The sequence below is a fragment of the Blastococcus sp. VKM Ac-2987 genome (assembly GCF_026967805.1).
In the GTDB taxonomy this organism is placed as follows: Bacteria; Actinomycetota; Actinomycetes; order Mycobacteriales; family Geodermatophilaceae; genus Blastococcus.
The window spans coordinates 671,969-687,960 of record NZ_JAPVBG010000003.1; the positions used below are offsets into that span (position 1 = coordinate 671,969).

At 76.2% G+C, this 15,992-nt stretch carries 17 protein-coding genes; 10 read left to right on the forward strand and 7 right to left on the reverse strand.

Annotated features, from left to right (window positions below; genetic code table 11):
- Positions 1–32 precede the first annotated feature (32 nt).
- From O2W17_RS18480 to serA, 4 genes are all read left to right on the forward strand, one after another.
- On the forward strand, positions 33–1,061 hold the full coding sequence (locus tag O2W17_RS18480) for an ATP-dependent 6-phosphofructokinase (RefSeq protein WP_269193912.1): 1,029 nt from the start codon (positions 33–35) through the stop codon (positions 1,059–1,061).
- A 111-nt stretch (positions 1,062–1,172) separates the two neighbouring features.
- Positions 1,173–1,964, forward strand: coding sequence for a crotonase/enoyl-CoA hydratase family protein (locus tag O2W17_RS18485; protein WP_269193913.1), 792 nt, complete (start codon positions 1,173–1,175; stop codon positions 1,962–1,964).
- A gap of 139 nt (positions 1,965–2,103) precedes the next feature.
- A complete protein-coding gene (locus O2W17_RS18490) occupies positions 2,104–2,928 on the forward strand; it encodes a TSUP family transporter (RefSeq protein ID WP_269193914.1) in 825 nt (274 codons plus the stop codon).
- Between the two features lie 106 nt (positions 2,929–3,034).
- Positions 3,035–4,243, forward strand: coding sequence for a phosphoglycerate dehydrogenase (gene serA / locus O2W17_RS18495; protein WP_269193915.1), 1,209 nt, complete (start codon positions 3,035–3,037; stop codon positions 4,241–4,243).
- Positions 4,244–4,281: 38 nt separating this feature from the next.
- Here the strand turns inward: serA and O2W17_RS18500 are convergent, their stop codons facing one another.
- Genes O2W17_RS18500 through O2W17_RS18515 form a run of 4 tightly spaced genes read right to left on the reverse strand, consistent with a single transcriptional unit; the run spans position 4,282 to position 7,243 of the window.
- Positions 4,282–4,791 (reverse strand): phosphohydrolase, encoded by a 510-nt coding sequence (locus tag O2W17_RS18500; RefSeq protein ID WP_269193916.1) that lies wholly within the window; start codon positions 4,789–4,791, stop codon positions 4,282–4,284.
- A 10-nt stretch (positions 4,792–4,801) separates the two neighbouring features.
- On the reverse strand, positions 4,802–5,314 hold the full coding sequence (locus O2W17_RS18505) for a hypothetical protein (protein ID WP_269193917.1): 513 nt from the start codon (positions 5,312–5,314) through the stop codon (positions 4,802–4,804).
- 16 nt (positions 5,315–5,330) lie between these two features.
- Positions 5,331–6,221 carry a polysaccharide deacetylase family protein gene (locus O2W17_RS18510; RefSeq protein ID WP_269193918.1) on the reverse strand — a complete coding sequence of 297 codons (891 nt, stop codon included), beginning with the start codon at positions 6,219–6,221 and terminating at the stop codon, positions 5,331–5,333.
- Positions 6,218–7,243 carry an asparaginase gene (locus O2W17_RS18515; protein WP_269193919.1) on the reverse strand — a complete coding sequence of 342 codons (1,026 nt, stop codon included), beginning with the start codon at positions 7,241–7,243 and terminating at the stop codon, positions 6,218–6,220. The genes O2W17_RS18510 and O2W17_RS18515 overlap by 4 nt, the downstream gene beginning before the upstream one ends.
- Before the next feature lie 142 nt (positions 7,244–7,385).
- On the opposite strand from O2W17_RS18515, the gene O2W17_RS18520 reads away from it, so the two are divergent.
- Together O2W17_RS18520 and O2W17_RS18525 are read left to right on the forward strand one after the other, a co-directional pair.
- Positions 7,386–8,000: a peroxidase-related enzyme gene (locus tag O2W17_RS18520; RefSeq protein WP_269193920.1), complete on the forward strand. Its 615-nt coding sequence runs from the start codon at positions 7,386–7,388 to the stop codon at positions 7,998–8,000.
- A 20-nt stretch (positions 8,001–8,020) separates the two neighbouring features.
- Positions 8,021–8,848, forward strand: a complete 828-nt coding sequence (locus tag O2W17_RS18525; RefSeq protein WP_269193921.1) for an SMP-30/gluconolactonase/LRE family protein — start codon at positions 8,021–8,023, stop codon at positions 8,846–8,848.
- 22 nt (positions 8,849–8,870) lie between these two features.
- Here O2W17_RS18525 and O2W17_RS18530 read toward each other — a convergent pair whose 3' ends face one another.
- Both O2W17_RS18530 and O2W17_RS18535 read right to left on the reverse strand, forming a co-directional pair.
- On the reverse strand, positions 8,871–9,842 hold the full coding sequence (locus O2W17_RS18530) for a zinc-binding dehydrogenase (RefSeq protein WP_269193922.1): 972 nt from the start codon (positions 9,840–9,842) through the stop codon (positions 8,871–8,873).
- Positions 9,843–9,880: 38 nt separating this feature from the next.
- Positions 9,881–10,051 carry a hypothetical protein gene (locus O2W17_RS18535; protein WP_269193923.1) on the reverse strand — a complete coding sequence of 57 codons (171 nt, stop codon included), beginning with the start codon at positions 10,049–10,051 and terminating at the stop codon, positions 9,881–9,883.
- 95 nt (positions 10,052–10,146) lie between these two features.
- Between O2W17_RS18535 and O2W17_RS18540 the strand changes: the two genes are divergently transcribed.
- From O2W17_RS18540 to O2W17_RS18550, 3 genes are read left to right on the forward strand one after another with little or no spacing between them, the layout of a single operon-like run.
- Positions 10,147–11,022, forward strand: a complete 876-nt coding sequence (locus O2W17_RS18540) for a patatin-like phospholipase family protein (protein ID WP_269193924.1) — start codon at positions 10,147–10,149, stop codon at positions 11,020–11,022.
- Position 11,023: 1 nt separating this feature from the next.
- Complete coding sequence (locus O2W17_RS18545; RefSeq protein ID WP_269193925.1) at positions 11,024–12,103, forward strand: lysophospholipid acyltransferase family protein; 1,080 nt, start codon at positions 11,024–11,026, stop codon at positions 12,101–12,103.
- Positions 12,104–12,161: 58 nt separating this feature from the next.
- On the forward strand, positions 12,162–12,422 hold the full coding sequence (locus O2W17_RS18550; protein ID WP_269193926.1) for a hypothetical protein: 261 nt from the start codon (positions 12,162–12,164) through the stop codon (positions 12,420–12,422).
- A 13-nt stretch (positions 12,423–12,435) separates the two neighbouring features.
- Here the strand turns inward: O2W17_RS18550 and O2W17_RS18555 are convergent, their stop codons facing one another.
- Complete coding sequence (locus O2W17_RS18555) at positions 12,436–13,425, reverse strand: MsnO8 family LLM class oxidoreductase (RefSeq protein ID WP_269193927.1); 990 nt, start codon at positions 13,423–13,425, stop codon at positions 12,436–12,438.
- A 352-nt stretch (positions 13,426–13,777) separates the two neighbouring features.
- Between O2W17_RS18555 and O2W17_RS18560 the strand changes: the two genes are divergently transcribed.
- The gene (locus O2W17_RS18560; RefSeq protein WP_269193928.1) at positions 13,778–15,904 is read left to right on the forward strand and encodes a DEAD/DEAH box helicase; all 2,127 of its coding nucleotides are present in this window, start codon (positions 13,778–13,780) and stop codon (positions 15,902–15,904) included.
- Positions 15,905–15,992 lie beyond the last annotated feature (88 nt).

Sequence of the window (15,992 nt, forward strand, 5' to 3'; positions counted from 1 at the left end):
TGTCCCGGCCCACGACCGCGAGGAGCCAGCCGGTGCGCATCGGAGTACTGACCGGAGGCGGGGACTGCCCCGGCCTCAACGCCGTGATCCGCTCGGTGGTCCGCACCGCGGGCACCCACTACGGCAGCGAGGTGGTCGGTTTCCGCGACGGCTGGCGCGGGCTGCTGGAGAACCGGACGACGCCGCTGGACGTCGCCGCCGTCGACGGGTTGCTGACCCGCGGCGGCACCACCCTCGGCTCGGCCCGGGTGGCGCCGGAGAAGCTGAACGCCGGCATCGACGAGATGATCGGCACCCTCGACGAGCACCGGATCGACGTGCTCATCCCGATCGGCGGCGAGGGCACCCTGACCGCGGCCCACCTGCTGTCGGAGGCGGGCGTGCCGGTGGTGGGCATCCCCAAGACCATCGACAACGACATCGACGGCACCGACCTGACCTTCGGCTTCGACACCGCGGTGAGCATCGCCACCGAGCTCATCGACCGGCTGCACACGACCGCCGAGTCCCACCAGCGGGTGCTGCTGGTCGAGGTGATGGGCCGGCACGCCGGGTGGATCGCGCTGCACGCGGGCCTGGCCGCCGGCGCGCACCTCACCCTGGTGCCCGAGGAGCCCTTCGACGTCGACGAGGTCGTCCGGCTGGTCTGCGAGCGCTTCGCCCGCGGCGACTCGCACGTCATCGGCGTCGTCGCCGAGGGGGCGGAGCCGCTGCCGGGGCAGATGGCCTTCCGGCGGGGCGGCGTCGACGAGTTCGGGCACCGCCGCTTCACCGGCGTGACCCAGCAGCTCGGGGAGGAGCTGGAGCGGCGGACCGGCAAGGAGGTGCGGGCCACCGTGCTGGGCCACGTGCAGCGCGGCGGGACGCCGACCTCCTTCGACCGGGTGCTGGCCACCCGCTTCGGCCTGCACGCCACGATCGCCGCGCACGAGGGGCACACCGGGCAGATGGTCGCGCTGCGCGGGACGGAGATCGAGCTGGTGCCGCTGGCCCGCGCCGTCGCCCGGCTCAAGACCGTGACCCCCGCCCGGCTGGCGGAGATCCGCGCGTTCACCGGCTGACCGGCCAGGGACGGCGGCGGGCGCGGCCAGGCGCTCACTAGCATCCGTCCCGGCCGCGACGGTGCGGCCGACGACCTCCCGGAGGCAGCCGTGAGCGACCAGGACCGACGCGTGACCCTCGACGTGACCGACGGGGTCGCCTCCGTGCGGCTCGACCGGCCGGAGAAGCTCAACGCGCTGGACCCCGCCATGTTCGAGGCGCTGGTCGCCGCGGGGACCGAGCTGATGACGCGCGACGACGTCGGTGCCGTGGTGCTCGCCGGGAACGGCCGCGCCTTCTGCGCCGGGCTGGACTTCGCCCAGTTCGCCGCGATGGGCGACGGCCGCCGGTCGGGTGCCGCGGCGCCCCGGGAGCCGCTCGGGGCGGCGCGTGCCCTGGCGCAGCAGGCGGTGCACGTGTGGTCGCTCGTGCCGGCCCCGGTGATCGCCGCGGTGCACGGCGTGGCGCTCGGCGGGGGGCTGCAGATCGCCCTCGGGGCCGACATCCGAATCGTCGCCCCGGACACCCGGCTGGCGGTGATGGAGGTCCACTGGGGGTTGGTGCCGGACATGATGGGCACCCAGCTCCTGCCCGAGCTCGTGGGCCGCGACGTCGCCAAGGACCTGGCGCTGACCGGCCGGCAGGTCGACGGCGCGGAGGCGGTGCGCCTCGGCCTGGCCACCCGGCTGGCCGACGACCCGCTCGAGGCCGCCGGCGCGCTGGCCCGCGAGATCGCCGGGCACAGCCGGACCGCCACCCGGCACGTGAAGCGCCTGGTCGACCTCGCCGGCCGGGTCGGCCTCGCCGAGGGGCTGCAGGCCGAGCAGGAGGCCATCGGTGGGCTGATCGGCTCCCCGGAGCAGGTGGCCGTGGTGAACCGGCGCCTCGCGGCGTCCCGCGGAGCCGGCTCCCCGCGCACCTGATCCCGGTCCGCGCGCCCGCCGGTCCGCGCGCGGGACCGCCGTCGGCACCCCGCGGTCGGGTCGGCGGGGGACGGGCCCTACCGTTCTGCGTCAGGCGCCCGGGGACGAGGGGGCGGGGTACGAGGAGGTCGACGGCGGAATGCTGGACGCCGTCCCGGCCGACCTGCTGCCCGAGGGGGTGACCCCGGGGATCCTGCTGCTGCTCCTGCTCGCCGCCCTCACCGCCGGGTGGATCGACGCCGTCGTGGGCGGGGGCGGGCTCGTCCAGCTCCCCGCGCTCCTCCTCGTCCCGGGGATGAGCCCGGTGCAGGCGCTGGCCACCAACAAGCTGGCCTCGATCTTCGGCACCACCACCAGCGCGGTCACCTTCTACCGCCGGGTGCACCCCGACCTGCGGACCGCGCTGCCCATGGCCGCGATCGCGCTGGGCGGCAGCTTCGCCGGGGCGTCGGTCGCCGCCGCGCTGCCGGCCGCGGTGTTCAAGCCGGTCATCGTGGTCGCGCTGATCGCCATCGCCGCGTTCACCGTGCTGCGGCCGGACCTGGGCGAGGTGACGGCGCTGCGGCACACCGGGCGGCGGCACCACGTCGTCGCCGGGGGAGTGGGGGCGGTGATCGGGTTCTACGACGGCATCCTCGGCCCGGGGACCGGGTCGTTCCTCGTCTTCGCCATGGTCTCCCTGCTCGGCTACGACTTCCTCAACGCCAGCGCCAAGGCCAAGATCGTCAACGTCGCCACGAACCTGGGCGCGCTGCTGTTCTTCGCCCCCGCCGGGGCGGTCTTCTGGGGGCTGGGGCTGGTCCTGGGCGCGGCGAACATGCTCGGCGGCTACATCGGCTCCCGGACGGCGACCGCCCGGGGGAGCGGCTTCATCCGGGTGGTCTTCCTCGTGGTGGTCACCGCGCTGATCGGCCGGGTCGGCTGGGACGTGTGGACGGAGAACGTCCGTCCGCTGCTGGGCTGATCCCCGGCCGGTCGGCGGCGGAGGCGGGCAGGCATGCTGGTGCCCGTCCCGCACGGACGGCGGGGCGGCGCCGTCGACGTCGGTGCGGAGGAGCAGGGGAGAGCGCGTGAACGACCTGAAGGCACTGTTGGTCGAGGGGATCCACCCGGTGGCGGCCGAGGTGCTCGACCTCTCCGGCATCGAGGTCGAGCGGGAGAACCGGGCCCTGGGCGGCGGAGAGCTGGCCGCCCGCCTGGCGGGCGTGCAGGTGCTGGGTCTGCGCTCGGGCACGCACGTCACCGCCGAGGTGCTCGAGCAGGCCCCCGACCTCCGGGTGATCGGCGCCTTCTGCATCGGCACCAACCAGATCGACCTGCAGGCCGCCACCGAGCGCGGGATCGCGGTGTTCAACGCGCCCTTCTCCAACACCCGCAGCGTCGTCGAGCTCGCCGTCGCCGAGATCATCGCGCTGACCCGCCGGCTCACCGTCCAGGACGACGCCATGCACGCCGGGGAGTGGCGCAAGTCGGCCAAGGGCAGCCACGAGCTGCGCGGCCGGCGGCTGGGCATCGTGGGCTACGGGAAGATCGGCAGCCAGCTCTCGGTGCTCGCCGAGGCGCTCGGCATGCACGTGCGCTTCTTCGACACCGCCGACCGGCTGGCGCTCGGCAACGCCCGCCGGTGCGCCACCCTCGAGGAGCTCCTCGGCGACTCCGACGTCGTCTCGCTGCACGTCGACGGCCGCCCGGGCAACAGCGGGATGTTCGGCGACGCCCAGTTCGGGCTGATGCCGCAGGGCGCGATCTTCCTCAACCTCTCCCGCGGGTTCCTGGTCGACCACGGGGCGCTGCGGGAGCGCATCGTCAGCGGTCACCTGGCGGGCGCGGCCGTCGACGTCTTCCCGAAGGAGCCGGCCGGCGCGGGTGACCCGTTCGAGTCCGAGCTGCGCGGGCTGCCGAACGTCATCCTCACCCCGCACATCGGCGGCTCCACCGAGGAGGCGCAGCAGGACATCGGCGACTTCGTCGCCGGCAAGCTGGTCGGCTACCTGCGGGCCGGGGTGACCGGGCTGTCGGTGAACCTCCCCGAGGTGCAGCTGCCGCGGCTGGACGGCGCCACCCGGCTGCTGCTGCTGCACCGGAACCAGCCCGGTGCCCTGGCCCACCTGGCCGGGGTGCTCGCCGAGGGCGGGATGAACGTCGAGCAGCAGCTGCTCACCACCACCGGCACGGTCGGGTACGCGGTCACCGACGTGCGGGGGACGCTCGGCGCGGACGTGGCCGACCGGCTGCGCGGGCTGCCCGAGACCATCCGGCTGGACGTCCTCCCGGGCTGATCCCGGCCGGCCCCCGGGGGCCCGGCCGCCCCGCGACCTCAGACGAGGACGCGGCACCCGTACCGGCGGTCGGCGGCCTCGGCGGCGAGCAGGATCCGGCGCGCCGGTCGGTAGCGGCCCTCGCGCAGGGTGCGGGCCTTGTCCGGGTCGGTGGCGGCCAGGGCGGCGCCGGCGGCAAGATCACGGCTGTTGCCGACCAGCATGACCAGGCGGCCGAGGGGATGGGCGGCCGCCCGCCGGACGAGGCCGGACATGTAGGCCTCGCCGGGGCGCTGGGTCACCGCGTCGACCGCCTCGACGACGACCTCGGGGACGCCGAGGCCGCGCAGCCGGTCGAGGTCGTAGCGGCGCTCGGGATCGGGGTGGTCGCGGGTGGTCGCGACGATGTCGGAGAGCAGGCCGGCCATCTCGGCGTCCGGACCGTACCGGCGCAGGGCGGCGCCGAGCGGCCGCAGGTGGGCGAGGTAGTGGTCGTCCCCGTGCTGGTCGACCTGCCCGTCGTGCGCGTCGAGCGCGAGCAGGTGCGCGTCGGGAACGGTGAAACCCACGTCTGCGAGGCTAGGCGCCGTTCCGGCCGGACGCGTCCGACGCGACGGACGGCGGCGCGGGCGGGCAAGCCGGGTCGGCCCCGGACGCGAAGGCGAGCAGGCCGGCGAGCGCCCGGCCGGGATCGGGCGCGCGGACGCCGATCCGGTCGGTCGGCCCGTCGGGCAGGGCGGAGCCGATCACGTCGCCGCGGCGGACGGCCGCGGAGAGCCAGACGACGGCCGCCTGGAGATCCCACCCGGCCGGGCGCGCGGACCAGGCCCACCCCGCGCGGGCGCAGGCACGGCCGGGCGCCGCGCGCGGCAGCCCGGCGGCGTCCCACAGCTGGTCGAGGTCCGCGGCCACCCGGGCCCGCCCGGTCGCGGCCGTGACCAGGTAACCGCCGCGCCAGGTCGAGACCCGCACCGGCCGGCCGGTCAGCAGCCGGCCGGCCGCCGCCGCGCGCGCGGCCCGCTGCGCCGGGCCGGCCCCGGCGAGCAGGTCCTCCGCGGACGTGACCGCGGCGGTGCCGCAGGCGCCGCACATCAGGCGCGCCCTGACCTCACGAACCCCCGCCCGGCCGGGGGCGGCGCCGGAGGAAGTCCTGCGCGATCTGGTCGAACGTGGCCCAGGTGACGCCGTCGTGGGTGTTGATGTGCTCGATGAGCCGCTCCAGCGCGAGGAGCACCTGGGGCCGACCGGCCACGTCGGGGTGGATCGTCATCGTGTAGACGGCGTAGTCCTGCTCGCGGTACACCCAGTCGAACTGGTCGCGCCACGACTGCTCGATGTCCCGGGGGCTGACGAACCCGTGGCTGTTGGGGCTGGACTTGATGAACATCATCGGCGGCAGGTCGTCGAGGTACCAGTTCGCCGGGATCTCGACCAGGTCGGTCTCCTCGCCGCGCACCAGGGGCTTCATCCAGCTCTCCGCCGGCTGCGAGTAGTCGATCTTCGTCCAGCTGTCGCCCACCCGCACGTAGTAGGGCTCGAAGTCCCGGTGCATGAGCGAGTGGTCGTAGGTGATGCCGCGTTCGAGCAGCAGCTCGTTGGTGACCTGGCTGAACTCCCACCACGGCGCGACGTAGCCGGTGGGGCGCCGCCCGGTGCGCTGCTCGATGAGGTCGATGCAGCGGTCGAGCACCGCCTGCTCCTGCTCCCGGCTCATCGCGATCGGGTTCTCGTGGCTGTAGCCGTGCACCCCGATCTCGTGGCCGGCCGCGACGCAGGCGTCGAACTGCTCCGGGAACGTCTCGATGGAGTGCCCCGGCCAGAAGAAGGTCTGGGTGAGCCCGTGGCGCCGGAACAGCTCGAGGATGCGGGGCACGCCGACCTCACCGGCGAAGAGCCCGCGGGAGATGTCGTCGGGCGAGTCCTCGCCGCCGTAGGACCCGAGCCAGCCGGCCACCGCGTCGATGTCGACGCCGAAGGCCACGTAGATCTCCTTGCTCATGCCTGTTCGTTCCTCTCCGGGTGGCCGCGCGCGGCCTCGGGCGGGGTCGGGGGGCCGGGGGGCAGCCGGTCGGCCAGCCACCGGTGCGGCTCGGTCGGGTCGAGGGAGAGCGCCGCGGCCAGCAGCAGCCGGCCCTGCCACGGGCTCAGGTCACCGGCGAACAGCGCCCCGGCCCTGGCCAGCCCGGCGCCGCCACCGGCGTAGAGCGGCGCGACCGGTCCCGAGGGCACCCGGGAGCAGACCAGCACCGGGATGCCGCGGGCGACGAGCCGGCCGGCCTCCGCCGCCACGTCGGGCGGGACGTTGCCCGCCCCGAAGGCCTCCAGCACGACGCCCTGCGCGCCGGCCGCGACCGCGGCGCGCAGCAGCGCGGCGTCGGCACCCAGGTAGCAGGCGACGACGTCGACGCGCGGCAGCTCCCGGTCCAGGTCCAGCGGCAGCGGCGTCGGCCGCACCGGGCGGGCCAGCGGCACCGGGGGCCCGTCGGCCACCTGCAGCACGGGGCCCCGGCCGGGCGCGGCGAAGGCGGCGCTGCGCAGGGTCTCGACCTTGCGCACCCCCCGGGCGGGGAAGACCTGCCCGTCGAAGCAGAGCAGCACGCCCAGGTCGCGGGCCGCCGGTGCGGCGGCCACCCGCAGGGCGGCGCCCAGGTTGCCCGGGCCGTCGGGGGCGGGGGAGTCGAACGGGCGCTGGGAGCCGGTGAACACCACCGGGCGCGGGTCGTCGTGGACCAGGTCGGCGAGGTAGGCCGACTCCTCCATGGTGTCGGTGCCGTGCGTGACCACGACGCCGTCGACGTCGTCGGCCAGGCACCGGCGCACCTCCGCGACCAGCCGCCGGAGGTCGGCTCCGGACAGCGCGTAGCTGCCGACGGTGCTCAGGTCGCTGACGGTGACCTCGACGCCGTCCGGGCGTCCGGCCGCGGCGAGCAGCTCGACGGCGGGGGTCGTGGCGGCGAGGCCGTCCGGCCCCTGCCGGCTGGCGATGGTGCCACCCGTGGCCACGAGATGGACCCGTCGCATGCGCCCTCCCGGTCCGCCGGCGCACCGGCGGGTCCGGCGCGGGTACCGCTCCTGCCGTCAAGGTCACCACGGGGCGGAGGCGCGCGCACGTCGAGGGCCCGGGGACGTCGCGCACCGGGGGCGTCGCTGCCAGAGTGGGGCGGTGACCCAGATCCCGATCAGCCGTTTCCCCCTCCGGCCGGCGGACGAGCTGCCGGCCGACCTCGCCGAGCGCTACGCGGAGGTCCAGGAGAAGTCCGGCTTCCTGCCCAACGTCTTCGCCGCGCTGGCCTGGCGGCCGGACGAGGCCCGTGCGTTCTTCGCGATGCACGACGCCCTCATGGACAAGGACACCCCGGGGCTGTCCAAGGCCGACCGGGAGCTGATCGTGGTCGCCACCAGCGCCGGCAACGACTGCCTGTACTGCGTCGTGGCGCACGGTGCGGTGGCCCGCGTCCGCACCAAGGACCCGCACATCGCCGACCACGTCGCCGTCGACTGGCGCAAGGCGCCGCTGTCGCCGCGGATGCACGCGGTGCTCGCGGTCGCCACCCGGCTGGCCGCCGACCCCGCCGCCGTCACCGCGGACGACCTGGCGGGGCTCGCCGAGCACGGCCTCACCCAGGACGACGTCTGGGACGTCGGCATGATCACCTCGTTCTTCGCCCTGTCCAACCGGCTGGCGCACTTCGCGGCGATCACGCCGAACCCCGAGTTCTTCCTCATGGGGCGGCTGCCCCGGTCCGCCGAGCCCGCCCGGGACGCCACCGGCGGGTGAGCCCGGCTACGGTGCCCGGCGTGACGACGACCACCGTCCTCGCCGAGGACCTCGGCTTCCCGGAGGGGCCCCGCTGGCACGAGGGCCGGCTCTGGTTCTCCGACTTCCACGACCGCGTGGTGCGCCGGCTGGCGCCCGACGGCGGGCTGTCGGTGGCCCTGGAGCTGGACGACAGCCCGTCCGGGCTCGGCTGGCTGCCCGGGGGCGACCTGCTCGTGGTCTCCATGGTGCGGCGGGCCCTCCTGCGGGTGGGTGCCGACGGGCCCCGGCTGCACGCCGACCTCACCGGCGCCACCCGCTTCCGGGCCAACGACCTGCTCGTCGACCCGGCCGGCCGGGCCTACGTCAGCAGCTTCGGCTTCGACCTGGAGGCCGGGGCGGCACCGGAGCCGACGGCGCTGCTGCGGGTGGACCCCGACGGCTCGGTGCACGTGGCCGCCGAGGACGTCGTCTTCCCCAACGGGATGGTGCTCGGCCCCGACGGCGCGACCCTGGTGGTCGCCGAGACCTACGCGGCCCGGCTGACCGCCTTCGACGTCGCCGCGGACGGGTCGCTGTCCGGGCGGCGGGTCTTCGCCGAGCTGCCCGGCGTCGCCCCCGACGGGATCTGCCTCGACGCCGAGGGCCAGGTGTGGGTCGCCACCGCCCGCTCGCCCGAGGTGCTGCGCGTGCGGGACGGCGGCGAGGTGACCGACCGGGTGACCGTGGGAAGCGGCTCGCTGTCCTACGCGTGCGCCCTGGGTGGCGCCGACGGCCGCACCCTCTTCGTCTGCACCGCGCCGAGCTGGCGCCCCGGCCCGCGCGCGGGGCGGATCGAGGTCGCCACCGTGGGCGTCGGCGCCGCCTGAGCCCGGGCGGCGCCGACGGTCGTCACCCCAGGTCGAGCGCGATCTTGTACTGGCCGGGCCGGGGCTGGACGGCCTGGGCGAACGCGGCCTGCACGTCGCCGACCGGGTGCACGTCGGTCACGTAGGCATCCCGGAGCGCCGGGTGCTCGGCGAGGTAGCTCCCGGCGTCCCGGAGCACCCGGCGCCGCTCCAGCGTGACCCCGGCACGCAGGACCAGGCTCTTCCGCAGGAACGTCAGCATGTCCAGCGGGTAGACCGGGTCGTCGGGGATGCCGAAGTAGAGCACCTGCCCACCCGGGGCGGCGCACTGCAGGCAGTCCTCGAGCGTGGTCACCTGGTGGCCCACCGCCTCGACGACGGCGGAGGGGCGGTCGGCCTCGGCCAGGGTCGCCGCCCACATGGTGGCGGTCGCGGTGACGGTCTCGTCCACGCCGAAGGTCGCCGCGGCGGCGCTGCGGTCGACCCGGTCCACCCCGATGACGTGGCCCGCGCCGCGCGCCTTGAGCACGTGGCTGAACAGCAGCCCGATGGGCCCCTGGCCGATGACCGCGACCGTCCGGCCGCGCACGTCCCCGAGCTGCTCGACGGCGTAGAGCACGCAGGCCAGCGGCTGCAGCATCACCGCGGTGGTCGGCGCCAGGGCGGTGTCGTAGCCGGCCAGCCCCTCGCCGTCGGTCACCACCAGCTCGGCCAGCCCGTCGAAGGACGACGCCCAGCCGACGACCAGGTCGCCCGCGGAGTGCGCCGGGTGCCGGCTGGCGACGACCTCGCCGACGACCTCGTGCAGCGGGAAGCCGGGCGCCGGTGACGTCGGTGTCCCGCGGCTGGCGGCGTGCGCGAACGGCAGGCCCTTGAAGTAGGGCAGGTCGCTGCCGCAGATGCCGCCGGCCCGCGGCGCGAGGAGCACCTGCCCGTCGGGGAGCTGGTCGGCGCGCGGTGCGTCGATCTCCACCTGTTCGAAGCTGAAGGGTCCGCGCAGCCGATGGGCCCACATGTACGTCGTCTCCTGTCTCGCTGGTCCGCCGGCGCCGGTCAGGCCGGCTCGGGCACGCCGCCGGGGTCGCCGCCCGGGTCGTCCGGCGTCGCCTCGATGGGCGGGGGCGGGAGCGTCTCGGGGGTGTCGGGGAGCAGCTCGCCGGCGTCGTCGGGCACCGGCTGGTCCGGATCGAGTTCCGGGGTGGGCTCGGGCAGTGGTTCGACCATGCGGGGAGTCAACCAGCGCGCGGTCGCCGGCGCAGCGCCTCCGGCGCCGCGTGGCACCCGGCCGGGCCCGCTGTGCGGGTTGGCACGATGTGCCCATGGCGTCGACAGGAGGGCCGCCCGGGGGCGGCGGCACGGCATTCGTCCTCGGTGGTGGGGGAGTGCTGGGCGCGGCCGAGGTCGGCATGCTGCACGCCCTGTTCGAGCGCGGGATCCGCCCCGACCTCGTCGTGGGCACGTCCGTGGGCGCGATCAACGGGGCGCTGGTCGCCGCCGATCCCACGCCCGGCGGGGTGGAGCGGCTGCGCGGCGTGTGGGCGGAGCTCACCTCCCGCGGCGTGTTCGCCGGCTCGATGCTGTCCCGCGTCGGCACCCTGGTGCGCACCCGCACGCACGTCCACGCGCGGGAGCCCCTGCGCGACCTGCTCACCGAGCACCTGCCGGTGCACACCTTCGGCGAGCTGCAGGTGCCCTTCCAGTGCGTGGCCGCCAGCATCGAGCGGGCCGCGGAGCACTGGTTCACCGACGGCGGGCTGGTCGACGCGGTGCTCGCCTCCTGCGCGGTGCCCGGCCTGCTGCCGCCGGTGGAGCTCGACGGCGAGCACTACCTCGACGGGGGGCTGGTGCACAGCATCCCGGTGGGCCGGGCGGTGGCGCTCGGGGCCGGCACGATCTACGTCCTGCACGTCGGGCGGATCGACCGACCGCTGCGACCGCCGACCCGGCCGTGGGAGGTCGCGCTGGTCGCCTTCGAGATCGCCCGGCGGCACCGGTTCGCCGCCGACCTGGCCGCGCTGCCCGACGGGGTGACGGTGCACGTGCTGCCCTCCGGCGAGCAGGCCGCGCCCTCGGCCGGTGACCTGCGAAGCCTGCGCTACCGCGACTTCTCGGGGGTGACGGACCGGATCGACCGGGCCCACGCCGCCGCCGGCGCGCACCTGGACGGGTCCGGCCCGGCCGTCGGCGGGGCCTGAGGTGCTGCCACCCCGCCGGGTGCGCCGGCTCACCGGGCCGCTGCTGGTGGCCGCGCTGGTGGCGGCGGTCGCCCTGCTGCCGGTCCTGGTGATCGGCGCGGCGGTCGTCTCCGCGTGGCTGCCGGGGCGCTGGCAGGCGCTCCGGCTGCTGTGCTTCACCCTGGTGTACCTGGCGCTGCAGGTCGTCGGGCTCGCGGCCGCCGGGGTGCTGTGGGTGCTCGCCGGCTTCGGCCGCCGCGCGCACACCGCGGGGTACCGGGCGGCCCACTACACCGTGCTGCGGCTGCTGCTCGACGTCCTGATGCGGGCGGCGCGGCGGCTGTTCGCGCTGCGGCTGGTCACCGACGGCGAGTCCTGGTCGCCGCTGGACGACGGCCGCCCCGGCTCGACGAACGCCATGGTGGTCCTCTCCCGGCACGCCGGCCCCGGTGACTCGTTCCTGCTGGTGCACACGCTCATGGACCGCGACCACCTGCGCCGGCCGCGGATCGTGCTCAAGGACGTGCTGCAGCTCGACCCGCTCCTCGACGTCTACCTCAACCGGCTGCCCAACCACTTCGTGACGGCGGGGGCCGGCGCGACGGAGGCGATCGCGGACCTCGCCCGGGACCTGGGGGAGGAGGACGCGCTGCTGATCTTCCCGGAGGGCGCCAACGCCACCCCGCGCCGCCGGGTGCGGGCCATCCAGCGGCTGCGGGACCGGGGGCTGCTGCAGGCGGTGCGCCGCGCGGAGGCCATGCAGCACGTCCTGCCCCCGCGCCCGGCCGGGGTGGGAGCGGCGCTGCGGGCGGCGCCGCACGCCGACGTCGTCTTCGTCGCGCACACCGGGCTGGAGCACCTCAGCACGGTCCGGGACCTGTGGCGGCACCTCCCGACGGACAAGACCCTGCACCTGCGCTGGTGGTTCGTCCCCGCCGCCGAGGTGCCGCGCGGGGAGACCGAGCGCACCGAGTGGCTGTACCGGTGGTGGCAGACCATCGACGAGTGGGTCGACGTCACGCAGCGGCAGGAGGACGCCCGGCGGGCGGCCGCGCACCGGGGCCGCCGGTGGCCGGCACCCGGCCACCGGCGGCGCGCCTGACGGGATGCCGCGCAGCGCCGGCTTGCCTCCCGGGCGGCGTCGGAGCAGCCTCGGGGGCATGAGCGGCGGCGGCACCACCTTCGGCACCGTGGTCCGGTGGGACGACGAGCGCAGCGGCGCGCTCATCGAGGCCCCGGACCTGCCCGGCGGGTGCTGGGCCGATGCGGCGGTGGTCGAGCCGGGCACGTCGGCCGCGGGGGAGCTCCGCGCCGGCCAGACCGTCGAGCTCGACTGGGCGGAGCCCGGTGCGGAGGGGCTGCCCTTCCGGGCGCTGCGGGTGGCGCCGCGCGGCGACCTGCAGCAGACCGTCGGCGGCTGACCCCGGGTCGGGCTCAGGCCCGGCCGAACAGCGCGGCCAGCGCCGCGTCGGAGGCGGCCAGCGCGCTCCGGTCGAAGGTGCTGCTGCCGGCCACCAGCTCGGCGGCCTCCGTCCGGTCGAGCAGCTCGGCGAGGCGTGCCGCGACCTGGGCGGGGGTGCCGGCGATCGCGGCCGCGGCGGTCCGGTCGAGGTACTGCTGCTGGCGGGGTGTGCGGTCGGCGGCCCGCACGGCGGCGACCGGCTCGAGCGCCGGGAACGATCCGGAGGTGCGGGCCCGGGCCATCGCCCACGCCTCCGGAAGGAGCAGCTCGGCGGCCTCCGCGGCGGTGTCGGCGACGAGCACGTCGAGGCTGACCGCCACCCGCGGCTCCGCCTGCTGCGCCGACGGCCGGAACGCGCGCCGGTAGCCGGCCAGGGCCGCCAGGCCCGGCTCGGGATCTCCGCCCACCCCCAGCAGGGGGCCGCCGACGACCACCGGCAGCCCGAGCTCGGCGGCCACCTGCAGGCCCGTCCCCGTGGCGAGCACGTGCATCGGCACGGGGGCGGCCGGCTGCGGGTGCACGGTGATCTCCGCCGCCCCGGTGAGGAACGCCCGCAGCTCGGCCAGGTCGGCGGCGAAGTCGCGCTCGGTCTCCCGCAGCGCCCGCCGCACGGGCGGGGTGAAGCCGGGGGAGCGGCCCAGACCGAGGTCCACCCGGCCGGGCGCGAAGGCGGTGAGCGTGGCGAACTGCTCGGCCACCACGAGCGGCTGGTGGTGCGGCAGCATCACGCCGGCCGAGCCGAGCCGGATGGTCGCCGTCCGGCCGGCGAGGGCGGCCAGCAGGACCGCCGGGGCGGCGCCCGAGATCCCGGGTACGCCGTGGTGCTCGGCCACCCAGAACCCGTCGAAGCCGAGCCGCTCGGCGTCGACGGCGCGGCCGGCGGTGCCGTCCAGCGCGGCGGTGTCGGGTTCCCCGACCCGGGTGCGGGACCGGTCCAGCAGGGAGAGCCGCGCGTCGATCACGACCGCTCCAGCGCGGGCCGGCCGGAACCTGTTCCGCACCCGGCGGGGACCCCGCCGACGGGCGCCGTCCGCCGCGCCGCACCAGCAGGGGCTAGCATCGTGGCGTACCGACCCCGGGCGAGCCCTCGCCCGCGCGGCGACGTCGTCCCTGATCAGCCGGCGCCCCGGTCGTCGACCGGTGGCCGGCCCGCCCCCTCCGGGTGGACCTCCGGGCCGTCGCCGGCCCGGAGGACCGCGTCGCGTCCCGGAGCGGCAGCGAGCGCTCTCCGGGGACACCGGCCGCCCGACCGCGGGACCGGGGAGGCGGCATCGCGCTGCGGCAACAGTGCCGGGCGCTGCGAAGGAGGAGCACGTGGCTCGACGAGGCCAGTCCCGGACGGGCACTCGCCGCACCGCTCCGCGGAGCCAGCGACGCGTCAAGGACGGTGACGTCATCGGCGTGCTGGCCCGCACCGTCCGCGAGGTGGAGGCCGCCGCCCAGCGCGGCCGCGTGACGCCGTCCGTGCGGACGAAGTTCCAGGCCGTGGCGCTGCTGCTGCGCGAGGAGCGCGCCCGCGTGCGGGAGGACGCGACCGGCAGCGAGTCCTCCCGGACCGAGCAGCTCAAGCGCCTCGACGGCGTCGCCACCATCCTGGCGACGACCGCCGTGCAGGACGCCGGGCTGCTGGCGCTGCTGGCCGAGGACGCCGTCACCTCCGACGCCGCCCGCACGCTCCGCCTGGAGCTGCTGAAGGACGCCGGCATCGAGCCGCCCGCCGAGGAGGCCCCGGCGCCCGAGCCCGTGGCCGCCGCCCCCGCCGCCACCGAGCGCCGGGTCGTGCCCCAGTCGGTGGTCTCCCGGCAGCTGGCCAACCCCTTCCTCGCGCCCGACTTCTCCGCCGCGCCGCAGCGGGTCTCACGACCGCGCCGGCTGGCCGGCTGGGAGCTGCTCGACCCGCTGCTCAGCTCCTTCGAGCGCGCCGGCGCCGGCGACGCCGCGTGCATGCCGCTGCCCACGCCGTCCTGGCTGCCCGTGCCGAAGGGCCTCGAGCTGATGCCGCACCAGGCGCAGCTCGTCGCCGCGGCCGCCGCCGGCCACCGGACGTTCCTGCTGGCCGACGAGCCCGGCCTGGGCAAGACGGCGCAGGCGCTGCTGGCCGCGGAGGCCGCCGACGCGTACCCGCTGCTCGTGGTGGTGCCGAGCGTCGTCAAGACCAACTGGGCGCGGGAGGCGGGCCTCTGGACCCCGCACCGCCCGGCCACCGTGGTGCAGGGCGACGGCGAGACGATCGACGGCTTCGCCGACATCGTCGTCGTCAACTACGAGGTGCTCGACCGGCACGCCGGCTGGATCGGCGACTTCGGTTTCCGCGGGATGGTCGTCGACGAGGCGCACTTCATCAAGAACAAGTCCTCGCAGCGCTCGCGCAACGTGCTCGAGCTCGCCGAGCGCCTCCGGTCCCGCACCGTGCGCCCGCTGCTGATGGCGCTCACCGGCACGCCGCTGATCAACGACATCGACGACTTCCGGGCCATCTGGCAGTTCCTCGGCTGGGTCGACGACAGCAAGCCCCTGGGCGAGCTGGTCGACGCCCTCGAGGACACCGGCCTGACCCCCGCGGACCCCGGCTTCTACCCGGCGGCCCGGCGGTGCGTCGTCGACATGGGCATCGTCCGCCGTCGCAAGGTCGACGTCGCCGCCGACATCCCCGCCCGCCGCATCGCCGACCTCCCGGTCGAGCTGGACGGGGCCGCCGGCCGGTCGATCCGGGCCGCGGAGCAGGAGCTCGCCCGGCGGATGGTGACCCGGTACGAGACCGTGCTGGCCAACCGCTCGTCCGACGACGCCGTCGAGGGCATCGACGCCGACCTCGTGCGCCAGGTGGCCCGGTGGGAGCTGAAGGAGGCGACCACCGCGACGGCCGGCGAGAACGTGTTCGGCATGATGCGCCGCATCGGCCGGGCCAAGGCCGGCCTCGCGGCGGACTACGCGGCGCAGCTGGCCCGCAGCGCCGGCAAGGTCGTCTTCTTCGCCAAGCACGTCGACGTCCTGGACGCCGCGGAGGAGACCTTCACCCGGCAGGGCGTGCGGTTCTCCTCCATCCGGGGCGACCAGACGCCGACGGTGCGGCAGAAGAACATCGACGCCTTCGTCGGCGACCCGGACGTCGCCGTCGCGGTGTGCTCGCTGGTCGCGGCCGGGGTGGGCATCAACCTCCAGGTCGCCTCCAACCTGGTGCTCGCCGAGCTGTCCTGGACCGACGCCGAGCAGACCCAGGCGATCGACCGCAGCCACCGCATCGGCCAGACCGAGCCGGTGACGGCCTGGCGGATCATCGCCGCGCAGACGATCGACGCCCGGATCGCCGAGCTCATCGACAGCAAGGCCGGGCTCGCCGCCCGGGCGCTCGACGGGTCGGACGAGGAGGTCCAGTCCTCCGCGGACGTGCAGCTGGAGGCGCTCGTCGCCCTGCTCACCGACGCGCTGGCATCGCGTTAGGCGCACCGGACCCGCGACGCCTCGGTCGCGCTGGGCGCACCGTCCGCGCAGGATCGTCCTGGCCGCGACGGGGCGTCGCGGAGTCGGC